At 41.3% G+C, this 17,723-nt stretch carries 17 protein-coding genes; 16 read left to right on the top strand and 1 reads right to left on the bottom strand.

Features of this window, described 5'->3' with window-relative positions; translation table 11 throughout:
- The 12 genes from BUA78_RS17465 to BUA78_RS17525 all read left to right on the top strand — a co-directional run bounded on the left by BUA78_RS17465 (nucleotide 1) and on the right by BUA78_RS17525 (nucleotide 13,181).
- Nucleotides 1-609, top strand: a complete 609-nt coding sequence (locus BUA78_RS17465; RefSeq protein WP_072917124.1) for a lytic transglycosylase domain-containing protein — start codon at nucleotides 1-3, stop codon at nucleotides 607-609.
- Nucleotides 610-621: 12 nt separating this feature from the next.
- Nucleotides 622-1,644 carry a fibronectin type III domain-containing protein gene (locus BUA78_RS17470; protein ID WP_072917125.1) on the top strand — a complete coding sequence of 341 codons (1,023 nt, stop codon included), beginning with the start codon at nucleotides 622-624 and terminating at the stop codon, nucleotides 1,642-1,644.
- Between the two features lie 142 nt (nucleotides 1,645-1,786).
- On the top strand, nucleotides 1,787-2,944 hold the full coding sequence (locus BUA78_RS17475; RefSeq protein ID WP_072917126.1) for a hypothetical protein: 1,158 nt from the start codon (nucleotides 1,787-1,789) through the stop codon (nucleotides 2,942-2,944).
- A 55-nt stretch (nucleotides 2,945-2,999) separates the two neighbouring features.
- Nucleotides 3,000-3,452 carry a hypothetical protein gene (locus BUA78_RS17480; protein ID WP_072917127.1) on the top strand — a complete coding sequence of 151 codons (453 nt, stop codon included), beginning with the start codon at nucleotides 3,000-3,002 and terminating at the stop codon, nucleotides 3,450-3,452.
- A gap of 266 nt (nucleotides 3,453-3,718) precedes the next feature.
- Nucleotides 3,719-5,776 (top strand): Kelch repeat-containing protein, encoded by a 2,058-nt coding sequence (locus BUA78_RS17490; protein ID WP_072917130.1) that lies wholly within the window; start codon nucleotides 3,719-3,721, stop codon nucleotides 5,774-5,776.
- Nucleotides 5,777-6,075: 299 nt separating this feature from the next.
- Complete coding sequence (locus tag BUA78_RS17495; RefSeq protein ID WP_072917131.1) at nucleotides 6,076-6,420, top strand: hypothetical protein; 345 nt, start codon at nucleotides 6,076-6,078, stop codon at nucleotides 6,418-6,420.
- A 151-nt stretch (nucleotides 6,421-6,571) separates the two neighbouring features.
- Nucleotides 6,572-6,910, top strand: a complete 339-nt coding sequence (locus BUA78_RS17500) for a hypothetical protein (RefSeq protein WP_072917133.1) — start codon at nucleotides 6,572-6,574, stop codon at nucleotides 6,908-6,910.
- A 1-nt stretch (nucleotide 6,911) separates the two neighbouring features.
- Nucleotides 6,912-7,604, top strand: a complete 693-nt coding sequence (locus tag BUA78_RS17505) for a zonular occludens toxin domain-containing protein (RefSeq protein WP_072917134.1) — start codon at nucleotides 6,912-6,914, stop codon at nucleotides 7,602-7,604.
- A complete protein-coding gene (locus tag BUA78_RS17510; RefSeq protein ID WP_072917136.1) occupies nucleotides 7,601-7,948 on the top strand; it encodes a hypothetical protein in 348 nt (115 codons plus the stop codon). Before BUA78_RS17505 ends, BUA78_RS17510 begins: the two co-directional genes overlap by 4 nt.
- A gap of 226 nt (nucleotides 7,949-8,174) precedes the next feature.
- The gene (locus BUA78_RS17515; RefSeq protein WP_072917137.1) at nucleotides 8,175-8,576 is read left to right on the top strand and encodes a nuclear transport factor 2 family protein; all 402 of its coding nucleotides are present in this window, start codon (nucleotides 8,175-8,177) and stop codon (nucleotides 8,574-8,576) included.
- A 716-nt stretch (nucleotides 8,577-9,292) separates the two neighbouring features.
- Nucleotides 9,293-11,635 (top strand): EAL domain-containing protein, encoded by a 2,343-nt coding sequence (locus BUA78_RS17520; RefSeq protein ID WP_072917139.1) that lies wholly within the window; start codon nucleotides 9,293-9,295, stop codon nucleotides 11,633-11,635.
- Between the two features lie 244 nt (nucleotides 11,636-11,879).
- Nucleotides 11,880-13,181 carry an FAD-binding oxidoreductase gene (locus tag BUA78_RS17525; protein WP_238456864.1) on the top strand — a complete coding sequence of 434 codons (1,302 nt, stop codon included), beginning with the start codon at nucleotides 11,880-11,882 and terminating at the stop codon, nucleotides 13,179-13,181.
- A 76-nt stretch (nucleotides 13,182-13,257) separates the two neighbouring features.
- Here BUA78_RS17525 and BUA78_RS17530 read toward each other — a convergent pair whose 3' ends face one another.
- Nucleotides 13,258-13,920, bottom strand: coding sequence for a helix-turn-helix domain-containing protein (locus BUA78_RS17530; protein ID WP_072917141.1), 663 nt, complete (start codon nucleotides 13,918-13,920; stop codon nucleotides 13,258-13,260).
- 393 nt (nucleotides 13,921-14,313) lie between these two features.
- On the opposite strand from BUA78_RS17530, the gene BUA78_RS17535 reads away from it, so the two are divergent.
- The 4 genes from BUA78_RS17535 to BUA78_RS17550 all read left to right on the top strand — a co-directional run bounded on the left by BUA78_RS17535 (nucleotide 14,314) and on the right by BUA78_RS17550 (nucleotide 17,717).
- Complete coding sequence (locus BUA78_RS17535; RefSeq protein WP_072917143.1) at nucleotides 14,314-14,838, top strand: hypothetical protein; 525 nt, start codon at nucleotides 14,314-14,316, stop codon at nucleotides 14,836-14,838.
- Between the two features lie 262 nt (nucleotides 14,839-15,100).
- Nucleotides 15,101-16,081 carry a hypothetical protein gene (locus BUA78_RS17540; protein ID WP_072917146.1) on the top strand — a complete coding sequence of 327 codons (981 nt, stop codon included), beginning with the start codon at nucleotides 15,101-15,103 and terminating at the stop codon, nucleotides 16,079-16,081.
- Nucleotides 16,081-16,266 carry a YqzN/YkzM domain-containing protein gene (locus BUA78_RS17545; RefSeq protein ID WP_072917147.1) on the top strand — a complete coding sequence of 62 codons (186 nt, stop codon included), beginning with the start codon at nucleotides 16,081-16,083 and terminating at the stop codon, nucleotides 16,264-16,266. Before BUA78_RS17540 ends, BUA78_RS17545 begins: the two co-directional genes overlap by 1 nt.
- On the top strand, nucleotides 16,266-17,717 hold the full coding sequence (locus BUA78_RS17550) for a phage tail sheath family protein (protein ID WP_072917150.1): 1,452 nt from the start codon (nucleotides 16,266-16,268) through the stop codon (nucleotides 17,715-17,717). Before BUA78_RS17545 ends, BUA78_RS17550 begins: the two co-directional genes overlap by 1 nt.
- The last annotated feature ends 6 nt before the right edge of the window (nucleotides 17,718-17,723 follow it).

A 17,723-nucleotide genomic window follows, 5' to 3' on the forward strand; every position in this document is an offset into this window, starting at 1 on the left:
ATGAGGGGGAAGGTATTCATCCTTTCAATTATAGTTACTTTAGCAATAAGCAATGTAGCATTTGCAAATCAAATTGATTGTGGAGTCATAAGTCCTAGTATAGGTAAAGTTGCCAGCGTTGATTGTATCAGTCTCAATAAAACCTTAGTAAAACCTGCGGAAGTTAATGCAAAGGAACAGTCTTTAAACTATGTACCAGAGGTTTCAAAAAGAATCTTAAGCAAAGTAAATGTCTTTAGGCATGATATCCATGAATTAATCATTTGGGCAGCCAACGAAGTAGGTATATCCCCTAGACTATTGGGTGCTGTAGCTAATGCGGAATCATCTGGGAACCAAGCAGCTAGGTCACCTAAAGGAGCTGTGGGGGTTATGCAACTGCTGCCCAGCACTGCCAAAGCCTTGGGGGTCAATCCATATAACCCCAAAGAAAATGTCTTTGGTGGGGCCACGTATCTGAAACAGCAAATAGATCGTTACCAGGGGAATATACCAAAAGCATTGGCAGCCTATAACGCTGGCCCTGGGGCGGTAGATAAATATAATGGAATTCCACCATACAAGGAAACCCAAAAATATGTACACTCCATCATGACCAGCATTAGATAGGGGGATTAAGGGATGAGGAAAATAATCTTGGCAATCATGCTTTGCTTATTATTGTCAGTGCCAGCATGGGCAGAATCGCAGGAAGAAAGTAGTATACCAACTTTACAACCAGAAACCCCTACTAACATTACAGTGTCCGGCATAACCGATGCCACGGCCACAGTAACATGGTTACCCGTGGCCACAGCTACCCAGTACAGCGTGTACGTTAACGGGGAGCAGTATACAGCCAGCAGCTCCCCAGCAGCCACACTGACCGGACTAAGACCATTTATGGTGCATGACATTTATGTAGTAGCCCACAACTCTAGTGGCTACAGCGGCCAGTCCTCCATCGTTACCTTTAATACCTTACCACCAGCTCCATCGGCACCAAGGGGAATTAAGGTAAGCGAGGTAAAAAAGGACAATGTCAAATTAAGCTGGGTACCTAATCAACCGGAAGAGTACATATTTTTTTATCGGCTGTACGTTGATGGGCGAGCCGTCGCCGACGTTGAACCACAAGAAGGCATCCAGGCGGCTGATTTAGTTAACCTCTCCCCTGGTAGACATGCGGTGGCTGTATCTGCCTTAAACGAAAATAATGAAAGTCCATTATCCACGGTATTGGAGTTTACCTGCTCCGAAATAACCGCCCCGGCAGGATTTACAATGACCAACCATTCAGCCGACCAAATATGGATACAATGGGAACCAGTGAAAAATGCTACCACTTACAGTGTTTTTGTTGACGGAAATTTAATTATAGATACCGCTAAAACAAAATTTGAGATCAATAAATTGCAAGAAAATACCGTCTATACCCTAAGTGTCTGCGCCAACCTTGCAGACGGCAATAAAAGCCTAGAAGCCAATCTTATGGCAAAAACCTTACCCGCTCCGGTACCACTAACGCTTGATTCAATTAAAGAAGATATCTTTGCAGAAGTGCAAAATATCATGCCTAATATAAAAATCCTTTTTGTCGTTATTTGCACCTTTGCTATAACTGCGTTGTTGAAACTATCATTTGTACGTAGAGTAAGGTGGTGATTGTATCAAAAAGCATGTAATAATTTTAATAGCAATATTATTAACATTAGGTATTCAATCACCAGCCCTAGCAGATAGTGCTTATGCTAGATTAGACATACCTAATAGTAGTGTATTTGGTGCTAACTGTATTAGGGCAAACATGAATGGGCCACCGCCACCCTACCTAGCAACTGTTAATACAGAGACAGCGGGTTTAAGGCCCGGTGATAATGTTAAAGTTGTTTTTTACGCCTCTGATAACACTACCTTACTTTCCGAAGTTACTACGACAGGTGGCAATATAACAGCTCCTGGGAATGCTTTCTTTGCCTACATCAAACTGACAACAGGTAGTTCAACCGGGGTTAGATATGCTTGGTTTAATTCTGGTACCAACACGAATAACTACACAGTTTTCCTTGATAAACCGAATACATCAGATGCTGGCGGGGGAATAGATCCAGGCCCAGACCCAGAACCGGAACCGGGCGACACAGAAATAAAATTACTAAAGAGAATTATTAGTAACCAATATGATGCTGTATATGCTATGACGACTAATTTTAGTAAGGTTACAAGAAATCAAGAACATACATTAACAGCTTTAGATAATATAGATACTAGGCTAAGTAATGTTATAAATAGGTTAGATACTGCAAACAACAGACTAAGCAATGTTATAGATCGGTTAGATACTGTGAATAGCAATCTAAGCAATGTTATAAATAGGTTAGATACTGCAAATAACAGACTAAGTAATGTTATAGATAGATTAGATACATCAAATTCGCACTTAAATGTGATTCAAGGCGATTTAGGGCAGTTAAAAGGATATATTACGACTCCTAGAAGTGTAGAACCTATCGGAGTTACTGGCTTAAATAGGCCAACTTTTGATGCAACACTACCACCATTAAATGACCCTCCGCAGCAACCATATAACTACAATCGACCTGAAAAAGATTTACCATCTTTTATTGACAGCCCAAGCCCTTTACCTATAAATCCAGATCCAACTATTATGCCTCACGATCCAGCAACCATTAGGGACAACCCATTGGATAAAGATCCTGTCTATAAAGATGCACCAAAACAGAAGGAGCCTGTCATAAAAGATGACCCAGCAACCCGTGATCCAGTAATAAAGGATAATCCATTAAACAAAGATCCGGTTATTAAAGATAGACCTATAATTCGTGACCCAGTTATAAGGGATAATCCGATAACAAGGGATGAACCAATAAACAGAGATAATCCAATAGCTAGAGATACACCATTAAGACCTGATCCACCACTCACACCAACACCGCCCATATAATAGTAAGATCAGCTTCCCTAATTAGATAGCTGACCAGTTAAAGGGGAAATTAGACATGTATGAATTTTTTCGTGGTCTTGGAAGGGAAATAGTCAATGCCATTGTCTCTATAGCTAATTTTTTTAGTGGCATCATTCAAGATATTTGGATAGCGTTAAAAAACTTTTTGTCTAAGTTATTTGAAACAGTAATCTTATTTTTTCAAGGGGTATGGTATTTAATAGCAAAGGTTTTTGACATAGTTGTGCTAGTTGTACAGGTTATATTTGGATTGTTCAAATTGGTATGGGGAGTAGTGGCAGGGATTTTCCAAACCTTTTCTTCTTTAATGGGCTTTTCCGGTAGTACAGATTACTATTACCTTCCCCATGCTTATCAAAGTGGATGGGATGAGGTTATAAAATTGTTATCAAAGACAGGCTTTAACACTTTGGCGGCTATTATAGCAGTGTTTGTTTGGATGGCTACAGCATATGCGATAATACGCATAGCTGGGTCAGAAAGGTAGTGAGATAAATTGTTTCAGAGGATAGTGGACACATTTTTAAGCCCAGTAATAAGTATTCTTTTAGCAACAAGAGATAGGTTAGATTACGCTTCTCACATGGCTGCAAGGGGATTAAATCTTGACTATTTTTTAGGGCCAGTGTCAATGTTGGGGCCTCAATGGAGATTATTAATTACATCTGTTGTTATGGGGGCATTTATAATACTGACCGTGTTAGTAACGAGAAAGTGTTATGGTATTTACTTGGCTTTAAAGGATGGTGTTAAATGGTGGTAAGATTAAAAAATAAAAGTAAAGTAATATCTATAATACTTATTGCTGTCATATTAATTAGTCGATACAGTCAACCAGCACATGCAACAATAACCACCGCTGGAGAATTGTCTCCAGCAAAAAGTAATGCACCAGCGGTAGTAATTAATAATAAAATTTATGTTTTTGGTGGTGCTTTAAGCTCGGGGTTCAGTAATAATATTATTAAAATAGAAAAGAGCGGCGATAAACTAATACAAACGGTACTCCCTATTGTTTTTCCAGACCCTATTTCTCACATGTCGGCAGTTGCTACTAATAATAAAATATATCTATTTGGTGGTCATTATCTACGCGGGTCTGTCTATAGTGCAGTAGACGACATATATGAATTTGATCCAACAAGCGAATTACTTATAAAGCTTAATATTAAACTACCTAAGCCCATACTAGGCATGGCTAGCGCGGTAGCACCAAATGGGAAAGTGTATATATTTGGTGGTAATGATAGATCAGCTGTTATGTATGATGATATCTTAGAATTTGATCCTCAAAATAAAACAGTTACGATAATATCAACAAAGTTGCCTAGTAAAATAACATATCCATCCGTTGAAACAGCTCCTAATGGTAAAATCTATATTTTTGGTGGATACGATTATACAGTAACGTTTGATAGTATTCTAGAATTTGATCCTCAATCAAAAACTATTACAAATCTAATACAAAAATTACCTAACCCAACATATTGTATGTCTAGTGCTTTGTTGAATGGTAAAATTTATCTTTTTGGGGGGGCGTCAGTTATGAGCGGAACGGCCCTTGAATATGATAGCATAGTTGAATTTAACCCAAATAGCTACGATATTAAGAAAATGACCGAAGCACTTCCAACGGCTAGGTATTATACATCTTCGGTTTCCTTAGATGATAGTATCTACATTATTGGGGGGAAAAATTTAAGTAGTGGTGTTATAAAACAAATCTTAAGATATACGCCTCTGAATACCTTGAAGGAACCTCAATTAAGTATAAATGTGGATAATGATATCAATGCAGCCTTATCATGGACAACTATAGATGATGCGGCCGGCTACGTATTAGAAAAATCCATTGATGGAGTAAATTTTTCGACGATAGCTGAAATATCAACTACATCATATAAAGACTTAAACCTACCAAAAGGAACGTATCACTACAGGGTTAAAGCTGTATTTGGTAACATAGCTTCGCCATACTCAAATGTAGTTACAATAAATATTCAACCGCCTTTGAAGGAACCTCAATTAATTGGGAATATGAATAGTGATGTTAACGTATCCTTATCATGGACAACCATAGATAATGCTACAGGCTATGTATTAGAGAAATCAATTGATGGAGCTACCTTTACAACTTTGGCTGAAATATTGTCCACGTCCACATCATATAAGGACTTAAACTTACCAAAAGGAACGTATCACTACAGGGTTAAAGCTGTATCTGGCAACCAACATTCACCATACTCAAACGTAGTTACTATAAACATTAAGCCGCCAGAACCAACTATATTTAGTGTGTATTGGCCAAAAGACGAAGGAAATGTCAGGATTGACTGGACGAAGGGTGACAAGGACTTATCAGGCGAGGTACAACTGTGGAAAAAGGATACATCATTAGATACATGGATGCAGGTCAAAGACATATCAGATGGAGAAAAAAAATACTTTAGTTGGGTTGATAAAAACGTCACGGTGGGTATTAACTACAAATATCAAATAAGAGTATATAACCCGAGTACATGGGATTGGCAGGTAATAGCAGAGTCTGACTGGGCGGGATTGGAAAGACCATATCAGGCCCCAGGTGGGCTAAGAATAATAAGTAGTAATAGTAACACTGCAACTATTAGTTGGAACCCTTTAGGAGTAGCTAGCGGCTACCAGATCGAGGTGAGTGTAGATGACGGTGCCACATGGCAAAAATCCACTGTGACGAGCACGTCAGCAACGGTACCGAAACCTTGTCTCTGCCGTGTAAAAGCTGGTAACCACAGTAGAGGACAATGGTCTGGCATATTAACTGTTCAGTAACTACAAAAACCGCAGTTCCGCAAAGACGCAGCAGAACCGCAGATTTGCATTATTTTTAAAACTCCTGGGATATCCCCTGGGAGTTTTCTTTTTTGCAAAAAGTTTGCAGTTTTTGTACATTACCATTCGGTCCAGTAAACTATAAAATTTAAGTAGGTAAATATTAGGAAGCGAGGGGATTGAATGGTTGTGAGTTTTTTCTTCGCCACGGCCTTTGGTATTTCAGCTGGCATTGCTTGTGCAGTATTGCCGTCCATTTACATCTACAACAGATTTTTCGGGGGGAGGAATAGGAGTTAATGTTTGGCAAAAAAAAATCTGTCATAGATGATGTAATCCTTATATCAGAGCAGGAAATTCGGGTTATACCTATCACGGAACTAACCGAAGAATCGGTTAAAACCGGAGATTTAACTCTACCAAGGTCAGATGCAGAGATAAAGTATTATCCAGAAGGTGGTCGAGCCTTTATTTATGGGTGGGAAGGTAATTACCTGGCCGAGAGCGAGAGTATAGCCCAATTAGAAAAAAGTGTAGCCCTGAAAAGTATGTTTAACTTCGGTAGTTCATCACGAGCAACCAATATACAGTTTTATGTGATGATGGCTGCGCTAATTATAACTGTGTTCCTTTTAAGGGGGTAAAGAGGATGATAGTATATTGCTCTTGGTGCCGTAAACCCGGTGCTATAATTTTGCCGGGCACCTCTAAACCTCTATGTAAGCAATGCCTAAATATTGTATTTGCTAGGGAACTAGGTGGAGATATGAAATGTACTTTCAGGAGGTATAGGTAATGGCTGAAAGAGACGATGGAAAATCATTACAAGATATCATGTCCGGGGAATTATTTAGCTCCAATCCACAAATCGGGGAATTGGTTGGAACCCTAAAATTTATGGAGCACCACGGAACCCCTCTTACAGAAATGCAGGTGCAAAATATTGCCCTACTGGAATATCTTGGAGCCAAGAGAGGACACAAAGAATTCAAACCGATTATTACCACATTGACAAAAATGGCCAAGGATTTAACGCCACCAAGAGTATTCCTGGATGTCATAAACAGCTTTTTTACCGGGCAGATCGTGGATAAACGTATGCTAAATAACGCGATAAAGAACGGGGGTAAGTAACGTGTTTGTCTGGCTATTTCAGGGCAATCTGGGTGAGGGGAAAACACTTGGTGCCAGCGTACTGTCACACTATTTTGCATCCAGAGCAAAAAGACTAGGTGTTCCAGTTGACCTATACAGCAATTACGGTCTGCAGGACTCCAAAGAGCTTAAAAGCTACAAAGATTTTTTCAGAGTAGCCAAGTCTCCCAATAGCATCGTGGTGCTGGACGAAGCCCATGTAAATCTGGATAGTAGACTTTTTGGCAAGGGATCGAATATCTATATGACCCAGTTTTTTTTCTATTTAAGGAAATTATGCTGTAGCCTCTTCATGACCACTCCAAACATTCGTAATCTAGACAGCCGGATGCGAATGCTTACCAATATTCTGGTAATTTGTAATAAATGGGGAGGCGGGTTTCGGTACCAGTTTTGGGATTTGCAAGGAGAGCGACTTCTACGAACAGCCTACATGCCCCGGCATGTTGCCAAGGAGATATTCAAGTGCAAAATCTACAATAGTCATGCGATCGTACGAAATGTAGAATTTCCGAACAACGAAAGGGCTTTCGATTCTTTCCTGGAAAAGGTTGTTCAAATTCGTTCGGAAACCTACGATGAAAAAAGGGAAATGGAAGATGAAATGATTTGTGAACTACTCGAAGAAATGCCAGAGGTTTTAGAGTTAGAGAAAACGGTTGTAGCCATATGAAAAAGGTTAGCATGATGGTAATGTTATCCTTGGTATTGTTGCTAGTAGTAGGCTGTACAGGTCACCATGAACCTCTAAAGACACCAAGCGCAACAACTGAGAGTCCTAGTAAAGGTTCCGAGGAAAAGACACAACAAAGGCCAGTTGTAATAGTCCCCACCCCTCTAGATAATCAATCAACACCTACACCCCCAAGGGACGTGGTGAAGGAAGCCCATGAGCGTTATATTCAGCAGCGAGAAGCGGATAAAAAAGCCCGACAAGAGTGGTGGGATTCAGTCCACCGGCAGCAGAAGGAAATTTTAGAGATGAAACAACAACACGAAAAAGATACTCGTCGTTAAGAAGGTGAGTATCCTTTTTATGCACGTGTGTTACGTCCGCTTAGGTACTGTGGATATGGCACGGTACGCCCCGCCTCCACCATTTGTCGAAAAGAAGTCTATTGCTGTTGCGGTGGGCTTCTTTCTATATTATATGGTAAAGTATAAATGTGGATTAATATTCTACGTATTAGTATGATATTGTGCAGTATTACAGATGTTTGAAGTTTTCAAAGGGGGGATGAAAGTGGAAAACAAAAATGTTGAATTGGCAATCGAATTTATTAAGGCAGTAAGTGAAGGAAAAATAGGAGAGGAACTTAATAATTTTTATGATAAATCCGCAAATCAAATTGAGTATCCTAATTTATTAACAAAAAAGATTGTTGAGAGAAACCTGGATGCTATAAAGGATGCATCAATAAAAGGGCAGCAGGTTATTTCAATTCAAAACTACGAGATTATAAAAACATATTCTTGTGGAGATACAGTTGTTATTGAAGCGATTTGGACTGGTAGGCTAGCAATTCCATTAGGAAAGCTGAAAACCGGTGATGAAATGAAGGCATATTTTGCGCAATTTTTTGAATTCAGAGATGGTAAAATTGTAAAGCAACGAAATTATGATTGCTTCGAAAACTTTTTTTAATAATTTCGATAATCTTGTAATTTGGTATTGCGCATTTTTATATAATACGAATTAGCTATGGCATCTTTTTTGACCTAACTTTCCATACATATCCACAGTATATGAAGCGTAAGTAAATAGTAATAGCTCCTTATCCACAATTCCTTTCTCAAGGTAATTGTGGATAATTTCTTTATAGATATAACATCATTCAAGCCATAATCGACTCAATAAAAAACATGGGGCTTACTCAAAAGTAGCCTACCTAAAAGTATTTTAACGGAATCGTCAGTTTTGATGGTTGCTTTGCGGTACGGGTTAAAAAAGGAAAGCGCCATAAATATTAATGAGGACAGTAATAAACGAGGCTACCCAGTACTACTCCAAGGATGTACTGAGTGGCCTCTTAATTTGTAAATGCAGCGCTTTTACTGGCGCATTACTCCCAAGAACATTTGCCACCATGCTCCTTCTATTCCGGAGGACAAAATGTTGGATATTTTTGAATTTGATTCACAGGCAGTAAAGGCGAACTTGAAATGTATCCGGGTTTTCTCCGACGGAAGCCTGATGCCTGAGGTGGCCTAACAGGAATACGTGGAAATGGTTCTATAAGAATGTCGAAATGTTTGTTATAATGAACTTATCCAAAATATGGGGACTTCCCATATTTTGGATAAACCTCGTTTTGTCCAGGACTTTAAATATAGATAGGGATTTAGACGGAGGCCACAAGGATGGAAAATGTATCGAAGAAACAAATACGGGCTTGGGTTGTGGTTCTGGCCGTTTATTCTTTGCTGATTGTACTTTTCCCGTTAGTATTTTCCCAAAGCATCACATCGGATTTTAAGCGGCATATGGCACAGCAAAGACAGAACTCTGTTAGTAGAATGGTTCACCTGAGCTACAACGCCGTCGAACCCTTGGTTAACCAATTGAAAAAGGGTGAAGTGAGCCGCGAAGAAGCCAGAAGGAAGATCAGCGATCTTGTCAGGGAAATGACCTACGAGGATGAATTCGGTCCCAATTATATTTTTATGAGTACCTACGACGGGTCTATGCTGGTTCAGCCTTACGAGCAGGAAAAGGAAGGCACCAATCAATGGCTGCTTCGGGACGCGAGCGGCAGATATATAATACAGGAGCTGGTGCATGCCGCAAAAGCAAAGCCAGAGGGTTCCTTCGTGACCTATGCTTATTATCTGCCGGACCGGTCGGCTGCGGAAGAAAAGCTCTCTTTTGTCATGGGGATACCGGAAATTGAGGCCTACATAGGTACCGGCATGTATGTTGAAAGTACTTACAGGATGCTCGAAGCAATTCTCCAGAAACAAAGCAGTGGTTATCTAGCCATGACAGTTTTTATTCTGGCGTCATTACTGTTCTATGTGTGGATGCTCCTGAAGAGCAACCAACGCCTGCAAAGGGAGATTCAGGAACGCATCTACGCGGAGAAAAATTTGTGGACCATTTTTAACACTATCCACGACGCCATTATAATTCACGACGAGACCGGTAGGTTTCTGCATATAAACAAGCAGGCAGGCATTATGTATGGGCTGAGCCGCGAGGATATGCTAAATTACAGGGTAGCAGACATATCAGCGGATCCGGCTATGGCAAAGCAGTGGCGTGAAAAAGTGAATGAACAAATTGCAGACCAGGGCTTCATCATTTTTGAGTGGAAATCGGTGAGGCCGCTGGAAGAAACGACTTTGGACGTAGAGGTTGCGCTCCGAAAAACCCAATGGTCCGGCAGGAACGTCTATGTAGCAGCCGTGCGGGATATTACGGAGCGGAAGCAGTACATGGAAAAGATTCATCACCTTGCTTATTTTGACAGCCTAACGAACCTTCCTAACAGAGCTTACATTATGAAAGAATTGCAGGAAAGGTTGGATCAATGCACCATCGGCTCCGTCTTCTTCATCGATGTGGATAATTTCAAGGTCATCAACGATACCCATGGACATTCCTTTGGGGATCGGATGCTGGTTGAGATTGCCGGGCGGTTGAGTACGCTGTCTTCTCTGCACCTGACCTTATCAAGGCTGGGCGGCGATGAATTTCTAGTCCTTTCCGCCAAGACCGAAGAAGCGGAGGTTCTGGAACTGGGGGATCAAATCCTTGCATTGTTCAAGGAGGCTATCAGCATCGAAAATGTCAGTTTCTATATTACCTGTAGCATAGGAGTCGCCGTTTACCCTCGGGACGGCAGGACGGTGGAGGAGCTCCTGAAGCACGCCGATCTGGCAATGTATAAGGCGAAAAGTCGGGGCAGAGATAAATATGTTCTATATGACAGCAGCATGGTAACCGAGCTAGCCCAGCGGACAAATTTGGAGAAGCGCTTGCGGGAGGCTTACAGAAACAGCGAGTTCATATTGCACTATCAACCTCAAATCGCCGCAGAAAGCGGCCGAATTGTAGGCATTGAGGCACTGATCCGCTGGAACAGTACGTCCTATGGGCTTATTTTTCCGGGTGAATTTATTACTGTGGCAGAGGAAATGGGCCTGATCAATGAAATTGGTAAATGGGTCATAGAGAGCAGCTTTGCCTTTGCTCAGAGTTTGATGGATAAGGGGATATGCGTTTCCTGCAACGTATCTTCGATGCAGTTGAAGCAAAGTAGCTTTGTGGAGGATGTTATTGAGGCCTTTGATCGGTTTGGCCTCAGAAAAGGCAGCGTGGCGTTGGAAATCACAGAATCCTGCCTGGTGGAGTCTTTCGGCGATACCTATGCGAAGCTAGCAGAATTGAGAGCCCACGGCATCATGATTTATCTAGATGATTTCGGTACGGGCTATTCCTCACTCAACTATATGAAAAATCTGCCCATCGATGTGTTGAAGATCGACAAGTCTTTCATCGATAACATTACTGCAGATGGGGTCGAAGGGCGGATCGTGAAAACAATCGTATCCCTGGCCCGGGAAATCGGGCTGAAGGTTATCGCCGAAGGCGTGGAAGCAAAGGAACAGCAGACCTATCTGACCGCCTGCGGTTGCAATGCCATCCAAGGATATCTTTTTAGCAGGCCGGTGCCGGAGGCAGAAATCCGAGATTTGATATAACCGGGCAAGAGTGGGAAAACGGCCCTGTCACGGAGTGAGGAATTCAATTTTCTTCCCGACATGGTAAGCCAATTATTCTTTGGCTTACGTCCGGTTTTCTTGTACAAAAAGTTCGTCCCGTCCGAAAACGGAGGGAGCGGGCTTTTTTGTGGGATTTTAGGGCACAACCGTCAGATAATTCCCATAAAATAACAAAAGTAAAAAAGAAGGTGATTTTATGGGATATGAAGGGCTAACGGGCAAAGTGATAACACCCTTTAATCCTGAATATGAAAAGGCCAGACAGGAGTATAACAAAGCGATAGATGAATTTCCGATAGCGATTGTATACTGCTATACTTCTCAAGATGTGGCGAACGCAATACATTGGTCAAGAAAAAACTGTATAGTACCACGTATCCGTTCCGGGGGACATAATTACGAAGGATATTCAACCGGTACTGGTAAATTGGTAATTGACACTACACTTATGAATGGTATAAAAGTGGATACTGAGCAGGATATAGTAAAGGTTCAGGCCGGAACAAGACTAAAAGATTTATACGAAACCCTTTATGAATTTGGCTATGCGTTCCCAGGAGGAACTTGTCCCACTGTAGCCATATCGGGATTGGTTTTAGGAGGCGGGATAGGCTTATCTATGCGTTATCTAGGACTTACGGCAGATAGTTTAATAGAAGCAAAAATGGTAGATGCTGATGGCAACCAGTTACTAGTAAACCAGTGCCATAACCCGGACCTATTCTGGGCGTTAAGGGGAGCGGGCGGAGGCAACTTTGGCGTTGTAACCTCCTATAAATTTAAATTGAAAAAGAAGGTAGATAAAATAACGCTCATTCAACTGGCGTGGAATAACAATAAGCCGGCCAGATTTGAATTTTTAAGAAGATGGCAGGATTGGCTGGTAAATTTAGATAGAAGGATAAGTGCATTTGGCCGGATTTATAAACAAGGTGCTTCGGTAAACGCCTTCTTTTATGGGAAACCCGAAGAGGCTAGAGAAATACTAGAACCCCTATTGAGTATACCCGGATTAACCCTGAGGAATATTGAATACATTGATTTTATAGAGGCCGTTACGATCATCGGACGAGCATATGAACGCACCGCCTTTCAAGCTACAGGAAGATTTGTGGAGCATCATTTTTCCAAGGGTGAGCTAAAGGAGCTGATCAATATAATGGATGAAGCTCCTACTAATCATGATTCATATATCTCGGTGTATTCATTAGGTGGAGCGGTTAGGGATTTGGAACAGAGTAGTACAACTTTTTTCTACAGATCTGCGAATTACATTATGGCCATTACATCGGACTGGGAAAATGAAGAAGAGGCTTCGATTCACAAAGCATGGGTAGCCAAAGGGTTTAAATATATAAAAAGTATAACCACAGGCTCGTATGTAAATTTTCCGTATAATAGGTTAACTAACTATGAAGTAGCTTATTATGGTGACTATGCTGCAAGGTTGGCGTGTGTTAAGAAAAAATATGACCCCTGTAATGTATTCAGTTTTCCACAGAGTATTAAACCTGGCTGCTGTTGATCCGTACCTGCATAAACTAAGCCTCCGCCGGTAGCTAAAGACTGGCGGAGGCTTAGCTTTTCTAATCTGTTCATGTTTATAATTCAAAATCGCGAATTAACTTTGTGACAGTTCCTAGAATCTCTACCTCATGAGGGCTAAGGTTTTTATATTTTGGATCAATGGGTTCAAGAACGACATAATTATTTTTCAAATAAAATCTTTTACAGACCAGGTCAGAGCCTATTTTGGCTAAAATGGTTTGGCCAATTTTAGGGTTCGCTTCTGAGCGAATAAAAATTAAATCTCCCGGTTGCATACCAATGTCGGACATGGAGTTGTTGTCAATTTTTACTCCATAAGATTCTCCATTAAAGACAGCCAACGGCATGGGATAGAATATTTCAAATTCGTGTGTCTCTACACTTTTTAATGTTTGTAGCAGCTTTGCATCAATAATCGGTATTTCTTTAATCTTGGTTATTTCATGATATTCCTTTTGCAAAAGTTTAAAGGTATCAAGCTTCTTTACTTTTGCATATAGTTGATCATTCTCTTCAAAAAAGGACGATATTGGTAAATCGGCATAGGTAGCAATTACCTCGAGCATTTTATAAGATGGCTTTCTTTGGTCTGTAACATATTTATGTAAACTGGATGGACTAATCTCATATCCTGTTTTTTCCTCAATTCTCTTCGAGAAATCCACATAACTTAGGCCTTGTCTTATCTGGTCAATTTTTTTACCAATACTATTCATTCTTTTCCCTCACTTTAAAAACATGTAATTTCCAAAGAAATGGAGATATAAATTAGATTTTTGCTAAAATGCAGGCAAATATGTACCTTGTGTACACGTGTACTTATAGTATATAGTTTAAGCACAGACAAGGCAATTGAGTACATTTTAGTACATATTTTTTGTCTCAAACCTAGAATAAGACTATTTGGCCAGGACAGAAAACCGTAATGGTTACCTTAAGTAGATATGACTTCTGAAAATAATAAGAATTGCCACCCGTAATATATACTTTAGGTCCACAAATGTCAATAAGTAAAAGAGAAAAATAGAAGGAGAGTGGTTTTAAATTTATCGGTTAGAATGGGAGAACATTGTTTCAATAGAAAGAGAGATTGTAAGGAGGTAATTTTTTTGGCAAAGCATCCTTTCTTTGAAAAAGTAGAGACTTTACTAAAGGATTATAACTCGATGTGGGCGAGGGTGAAAAACCTAGAGATTGACATTGAACAGCTAAATGCACCCATTTTAAGAGAGACGCCGGAGGAAACCATCGAAGCGCTATACTTTGCGAGATCCTTAGAAAATAGATCATATTCATTTGGCGTAGTAAGTGATCGTACGTCCAATGTGGCAGTAACTTACAGACAGGATAACGAGGGAATTAACTATGATTTTGCATCATTAAGAGCCCAAGATAAAATGATGGCAGAGGCAGAACGAGATAATCTGGTCAGGGTATTAAAAAAGATAGATAATGCAATCGCTTCGTTAACAGAAAAAGAACAACAGATTATTAAGAGCTTTTATATTCAGAATCTTAAGTGGTTTGAAGTAGCAGAATTAGTTATGTATGAAGAACGACATTGTAAACGGGTTAGGGATAAAGCACTTAATTACATGGCTAAAATTATTTTAGGGTTTAAAGATACTGCCTAAGAAAATTTAATCTAGTTTTAAAAACTAAGACCGCCAGGAGAGGCGGTTTTTAATTTCAAAACCACAGCCCCCAAATGTCCCTTTCCTGTCCTGTTAATGTAGTAGGAAAAAAATATAATGGTATTAGAGAAAGAATGAACCGCCCTAACAAGTGGCGGTTTTGTTATTTATGTTCTAGAAGAAGGGGCTTCTGAAAATATAAATAACATCCATTATTTAGTCAAAGAATGGAAGAAGCAAATCAAATAAAGGAGGTGATCTAATGTATAACACAATGACTTCAATCCGTAACTATGTTGTGAATCATGCTTCCACATTTGGTTTAGCGTCTGCGGACGATCTTAAGGTGATAGGAAAGACCAAACAAACTCTGCCCGATGGTGCCAAATGGCTAATCATCAATGCAATCAAAACAGTTCCTAACAATCCAAGTGATGGCCTGTTTGGCGGCTTTTTGATAACGGGTGCCAAGATGGAACGTTTTCTGACTCAGATGCGGTTTGAAGTCAAAACCAGATCCCCGGATAGCAATAATGATTTTTTATGGGATACCGCACAACAGTTTAGAGACAAAGTCTACAACGCCTTAAAAGGTTCACAACAAAGTGGGCTTGTGCTTCCCCGGTATGATTGGACCCAGCCAGAAAACCCAGTAAAGGCCGGTGAGATCTGGTTTGAGGTGAATCCTGCCACGTCCCCTGTGGAGGAAATACTGGAAGATCCAAATGATCCGGCCAATAAATCCATCCTGCTTACCTATAATGTACACTGGTGGATATCGTCACCAACACCGGAAGTTAGGGAGAGTGACCCGTGGCTGGAGGCACTCGGATTATGGACAAAATCCGAATTGGGTGAGGGATGGGCAGTAAGTGATAGTGCTTACCCGCAAGTATCTGAAAGGCCGGCGGTAATTTGGAGCTTGGTTGGCATAAGCACCAAACAAATAACCAGTTCATTGTTTGAAGTTAGCAAAAAGTTTACCGCCGAGGTTTTTGGTCTTTTGCCCAACCAGCATAGTAGTGGTTGTCGGGCAATTATGGAGGGGTTAAGCAGGGATGTCAAAATAGCCCTGGATACCATTAACAAAAAATATGCCACTGTGGTTACCCCGCAGATGGAAATTCCCCTAAATTCGATTAGTAAAGGGCAGGTTACAGTAACCCTAACTGAAAAAACCAGTCGACCTCAAGAAGAAATCGCCTTAATGATGAAAATAAAAACCGAAGGGAGCTGGCAATAATGGCTGCAAAAATAAAACAAGAGCAGTGTTATCCCAGACAGGAACTGATTGATCATTCTGAAATACTATTTCAGGTAAAACCTGAAGTTATCCTTGGGGCATTGCATCATAACAGTGCCCAAGAACTAACCGTCAGCGAAGTAAAGCAGGCGGTTACATTATTTTTAGAGGAGGTAGCTAAATAATGGCAGGAGGAACATGGAGCCCTACCGAGCAAAAAGTAAGACCTGGATTTTATCTAAACTTTGAGGCCGCAGCATTGGCTGCAATTAAACCGGGAGCCCGCGGCATTGTGGCTTGCCCAGTGAAAGCAGACTGGGGTCCGGTGAGAACTTTTAAGGAAATCACCAGCGAAGCGGAACTGCTGGCCGCCTATGGCGAGGACACCGTAGCCGGAGCAACTGCCTACCAGACCATTCGCATGGCCCTGTTGGGGGGAGCAAAGACTGTGTTAGCCTATCGCTTGGCCGACAGCAATGCGACCAAAGCCAGCATCACGCTGCAAGATGCGGCAGGTAGCCCCGTTAATGTACTGAAACTGGAAACCAAATACGAAACCACCCGTCCCTTTAAGGTTTCAACAAGGACAAACCTGGTAGATTCCACCAAGCAAGATATCTTGCTTTACAATGGGTCCACTTTATTGCGGACATTTACCTTTACTTCCGGTGCAGGTGGCGTCAACAATGCTGTAGCGGCTATTAACAACGATGCCGGGAACGAATGGGTAACAGCCAGTAAGCTAGCGGATGGCAACGGTACCCTGGTCCTTATTACTAGTCGGGATTTTACCGGTGGTAACCATGGGATAGAAGGCGTAGTGAATGCCGATTATATTGCAGCCCAGGCTATGTTTGAGGCACGGGTTTGGAATTTATTTACCCTTGATGGCATGACCAATAGCTCCCTGCAGATTTCGTTTAAATCCTGGATTGAGCGTTTACGCAATGAAGGGAACGGTGTTATCGGCGTCTTTGGCGGATCTGCTGCGGACGATGCCGATCCTAATTTGGGGAATCAGAGGTCTATCAGCTTTAACCATGAGGGTCTGGTGAATGTTATGGTTGGTGCTGTGCTGGGTGGCAAGACTTATGCCAGCGCTGAAGTGGCGCCCTTTGTGGCTGGTCTGATCGCTGCCCAAAAATTGAGCGAGAGTATTACCTATGCTCAATGCCCCTTTGAAGATGTTTATCCCCGTCTCACCAATAATCAGGTAATTGCCGCTCTGCAGGCCGGGTCTTTGGTGCTGGTTCACGATGGCGAAAAGGTTAAAGTTGAACAGGGCATCAACACGCTAAGCAGTTTGCGTCAGGGTCAAAATAACCAGTGGAAAAAGATTCGGGCTATTCGGACCATGGATGCCATTAACAATGATCTGCTGAAAGCCGCCAGTGACAACTATATTGGTAAGGTCAATAACAACGATGACGGTAAAGTGGCGCTCATCAATGCTTTCAAGCAGTACATGGATACCCTGGTTCAGGGTGGCATTGTGGAAAATGACTATGTGGTCTATTTAAATCCTGCTTACCACGGCAATCCCCCGTTGGCTGCGCCGGATGAGGTGTACCCTAAGTGGGAAGCCAGAATTACTGACGGTATGGAAAAAATCTTTGGCACCTTTATGGTGAAATAAGGAGGA

The sequence above is a fragment of the Desulforamulus aeronauticus DSM 10349 genome (assembly GCF_900142375.1).
Classification (GTDB): Bacteria; Bacillota; Desulfotomaculia; order Desulfotomaculales; family Desulfotomaculaceae; genus Desulfotomaculum; species Desulfotomaculum aeronauticum.

Excerpts from the sequence above, each read along its gene's own strand:
- BUA78_RS17495 (WP_072917131.1), top strand. The coding sequence starts at position 6,076 with ATGTTTGGCAAAAAAAAATCTGTCATAGATGATGTAATCCTTATATCA.
- BUA78_RS17465 (WP_072917124.1), top strand. The coding sequence starts at position 1 with ATGAGGGGGAAGGTATTCATCCTTTCAATTATAGTTACTTTAGCAATA.
- BUA78_RS17480 (WP_072917127.1), top strand. The coding sequence starts at position 3,000 with ATGTATGAATTTTTTCGTGGTCTTGGAAGGGAAATAGTCAATGCCATT.
- BUA78_RS17470 (WP_072917125.1), top strand. The coding sequence starts at position 622 with ATGAGGAAAATAATCTTGGCAATCATGCTTTGCTTATTATTGTCAGTG.
- BUA78_RS17520 (WP_072917139.1), top strand. The coding sequence starts at position 9,293 with ATGGAAAATGTATCGAAGAAACAAATACGGGCTTGGGTTGTGGTTCTG.
- BUA78_RS17545 (WP_072917147.1), top strand. The coding sequence starts at position 16,081 with ATGGCTGCAAAAATAAAACAAGAGCAGTGTTATCCCAGACAGGAACTG.
- BUA78_RS17540 (WP_072917146.1), top strand. The coding sequence starts at position 15,101 with ATGTATAACACAATGACTTCAATCCGTAACTATGTTGTGAATCATGCT.
- BUA78_RS17530 (WP_072917141.1), bottom strand. The coding sequence starts at position 13,920 with ATGAATAGTATTGGTAAAAAAATTGACCAGATAAGACAAGGCCTAAGT.
- BUA78_RS17500 (WP_072917133.1), top strand. The coding sequence starts at position 6,572 with ATGGCTGAAAGAGACGATGGAAAATCATTACAAGATATCATGTCCGGG.
- BUA78_RS17550 (WP_072917150.1), top strand. The coding sequence starts at position 16,266 with ATGGCAGGAGGAACATGGAGCCCTACCGAGCAAAAAGTAAGACCTGGA.
- BUA78_RS17510 (WP_072917136.1), top strand. The coding sequence starts at position 7,601 with ATGAAAAAGGTTAGCATGATGGTAATGTTATCCTTGGTATTGTTGCTA.
- BUA78_RS17490 (WP_072917130.1), top strand. The coding sequence starts at position 3,719 with ATGGTGGTAAGATTAAAAAATAAAAGTAAAGTAATATCTATAATACTT.
- BUA78_RS17475 (WP_072917126.1), top strand. The coding sequence starts at position 1,787 with ATGAATGGGCCACCGCCACCCTACCTAGCAACTGTTAATACAGAGACA.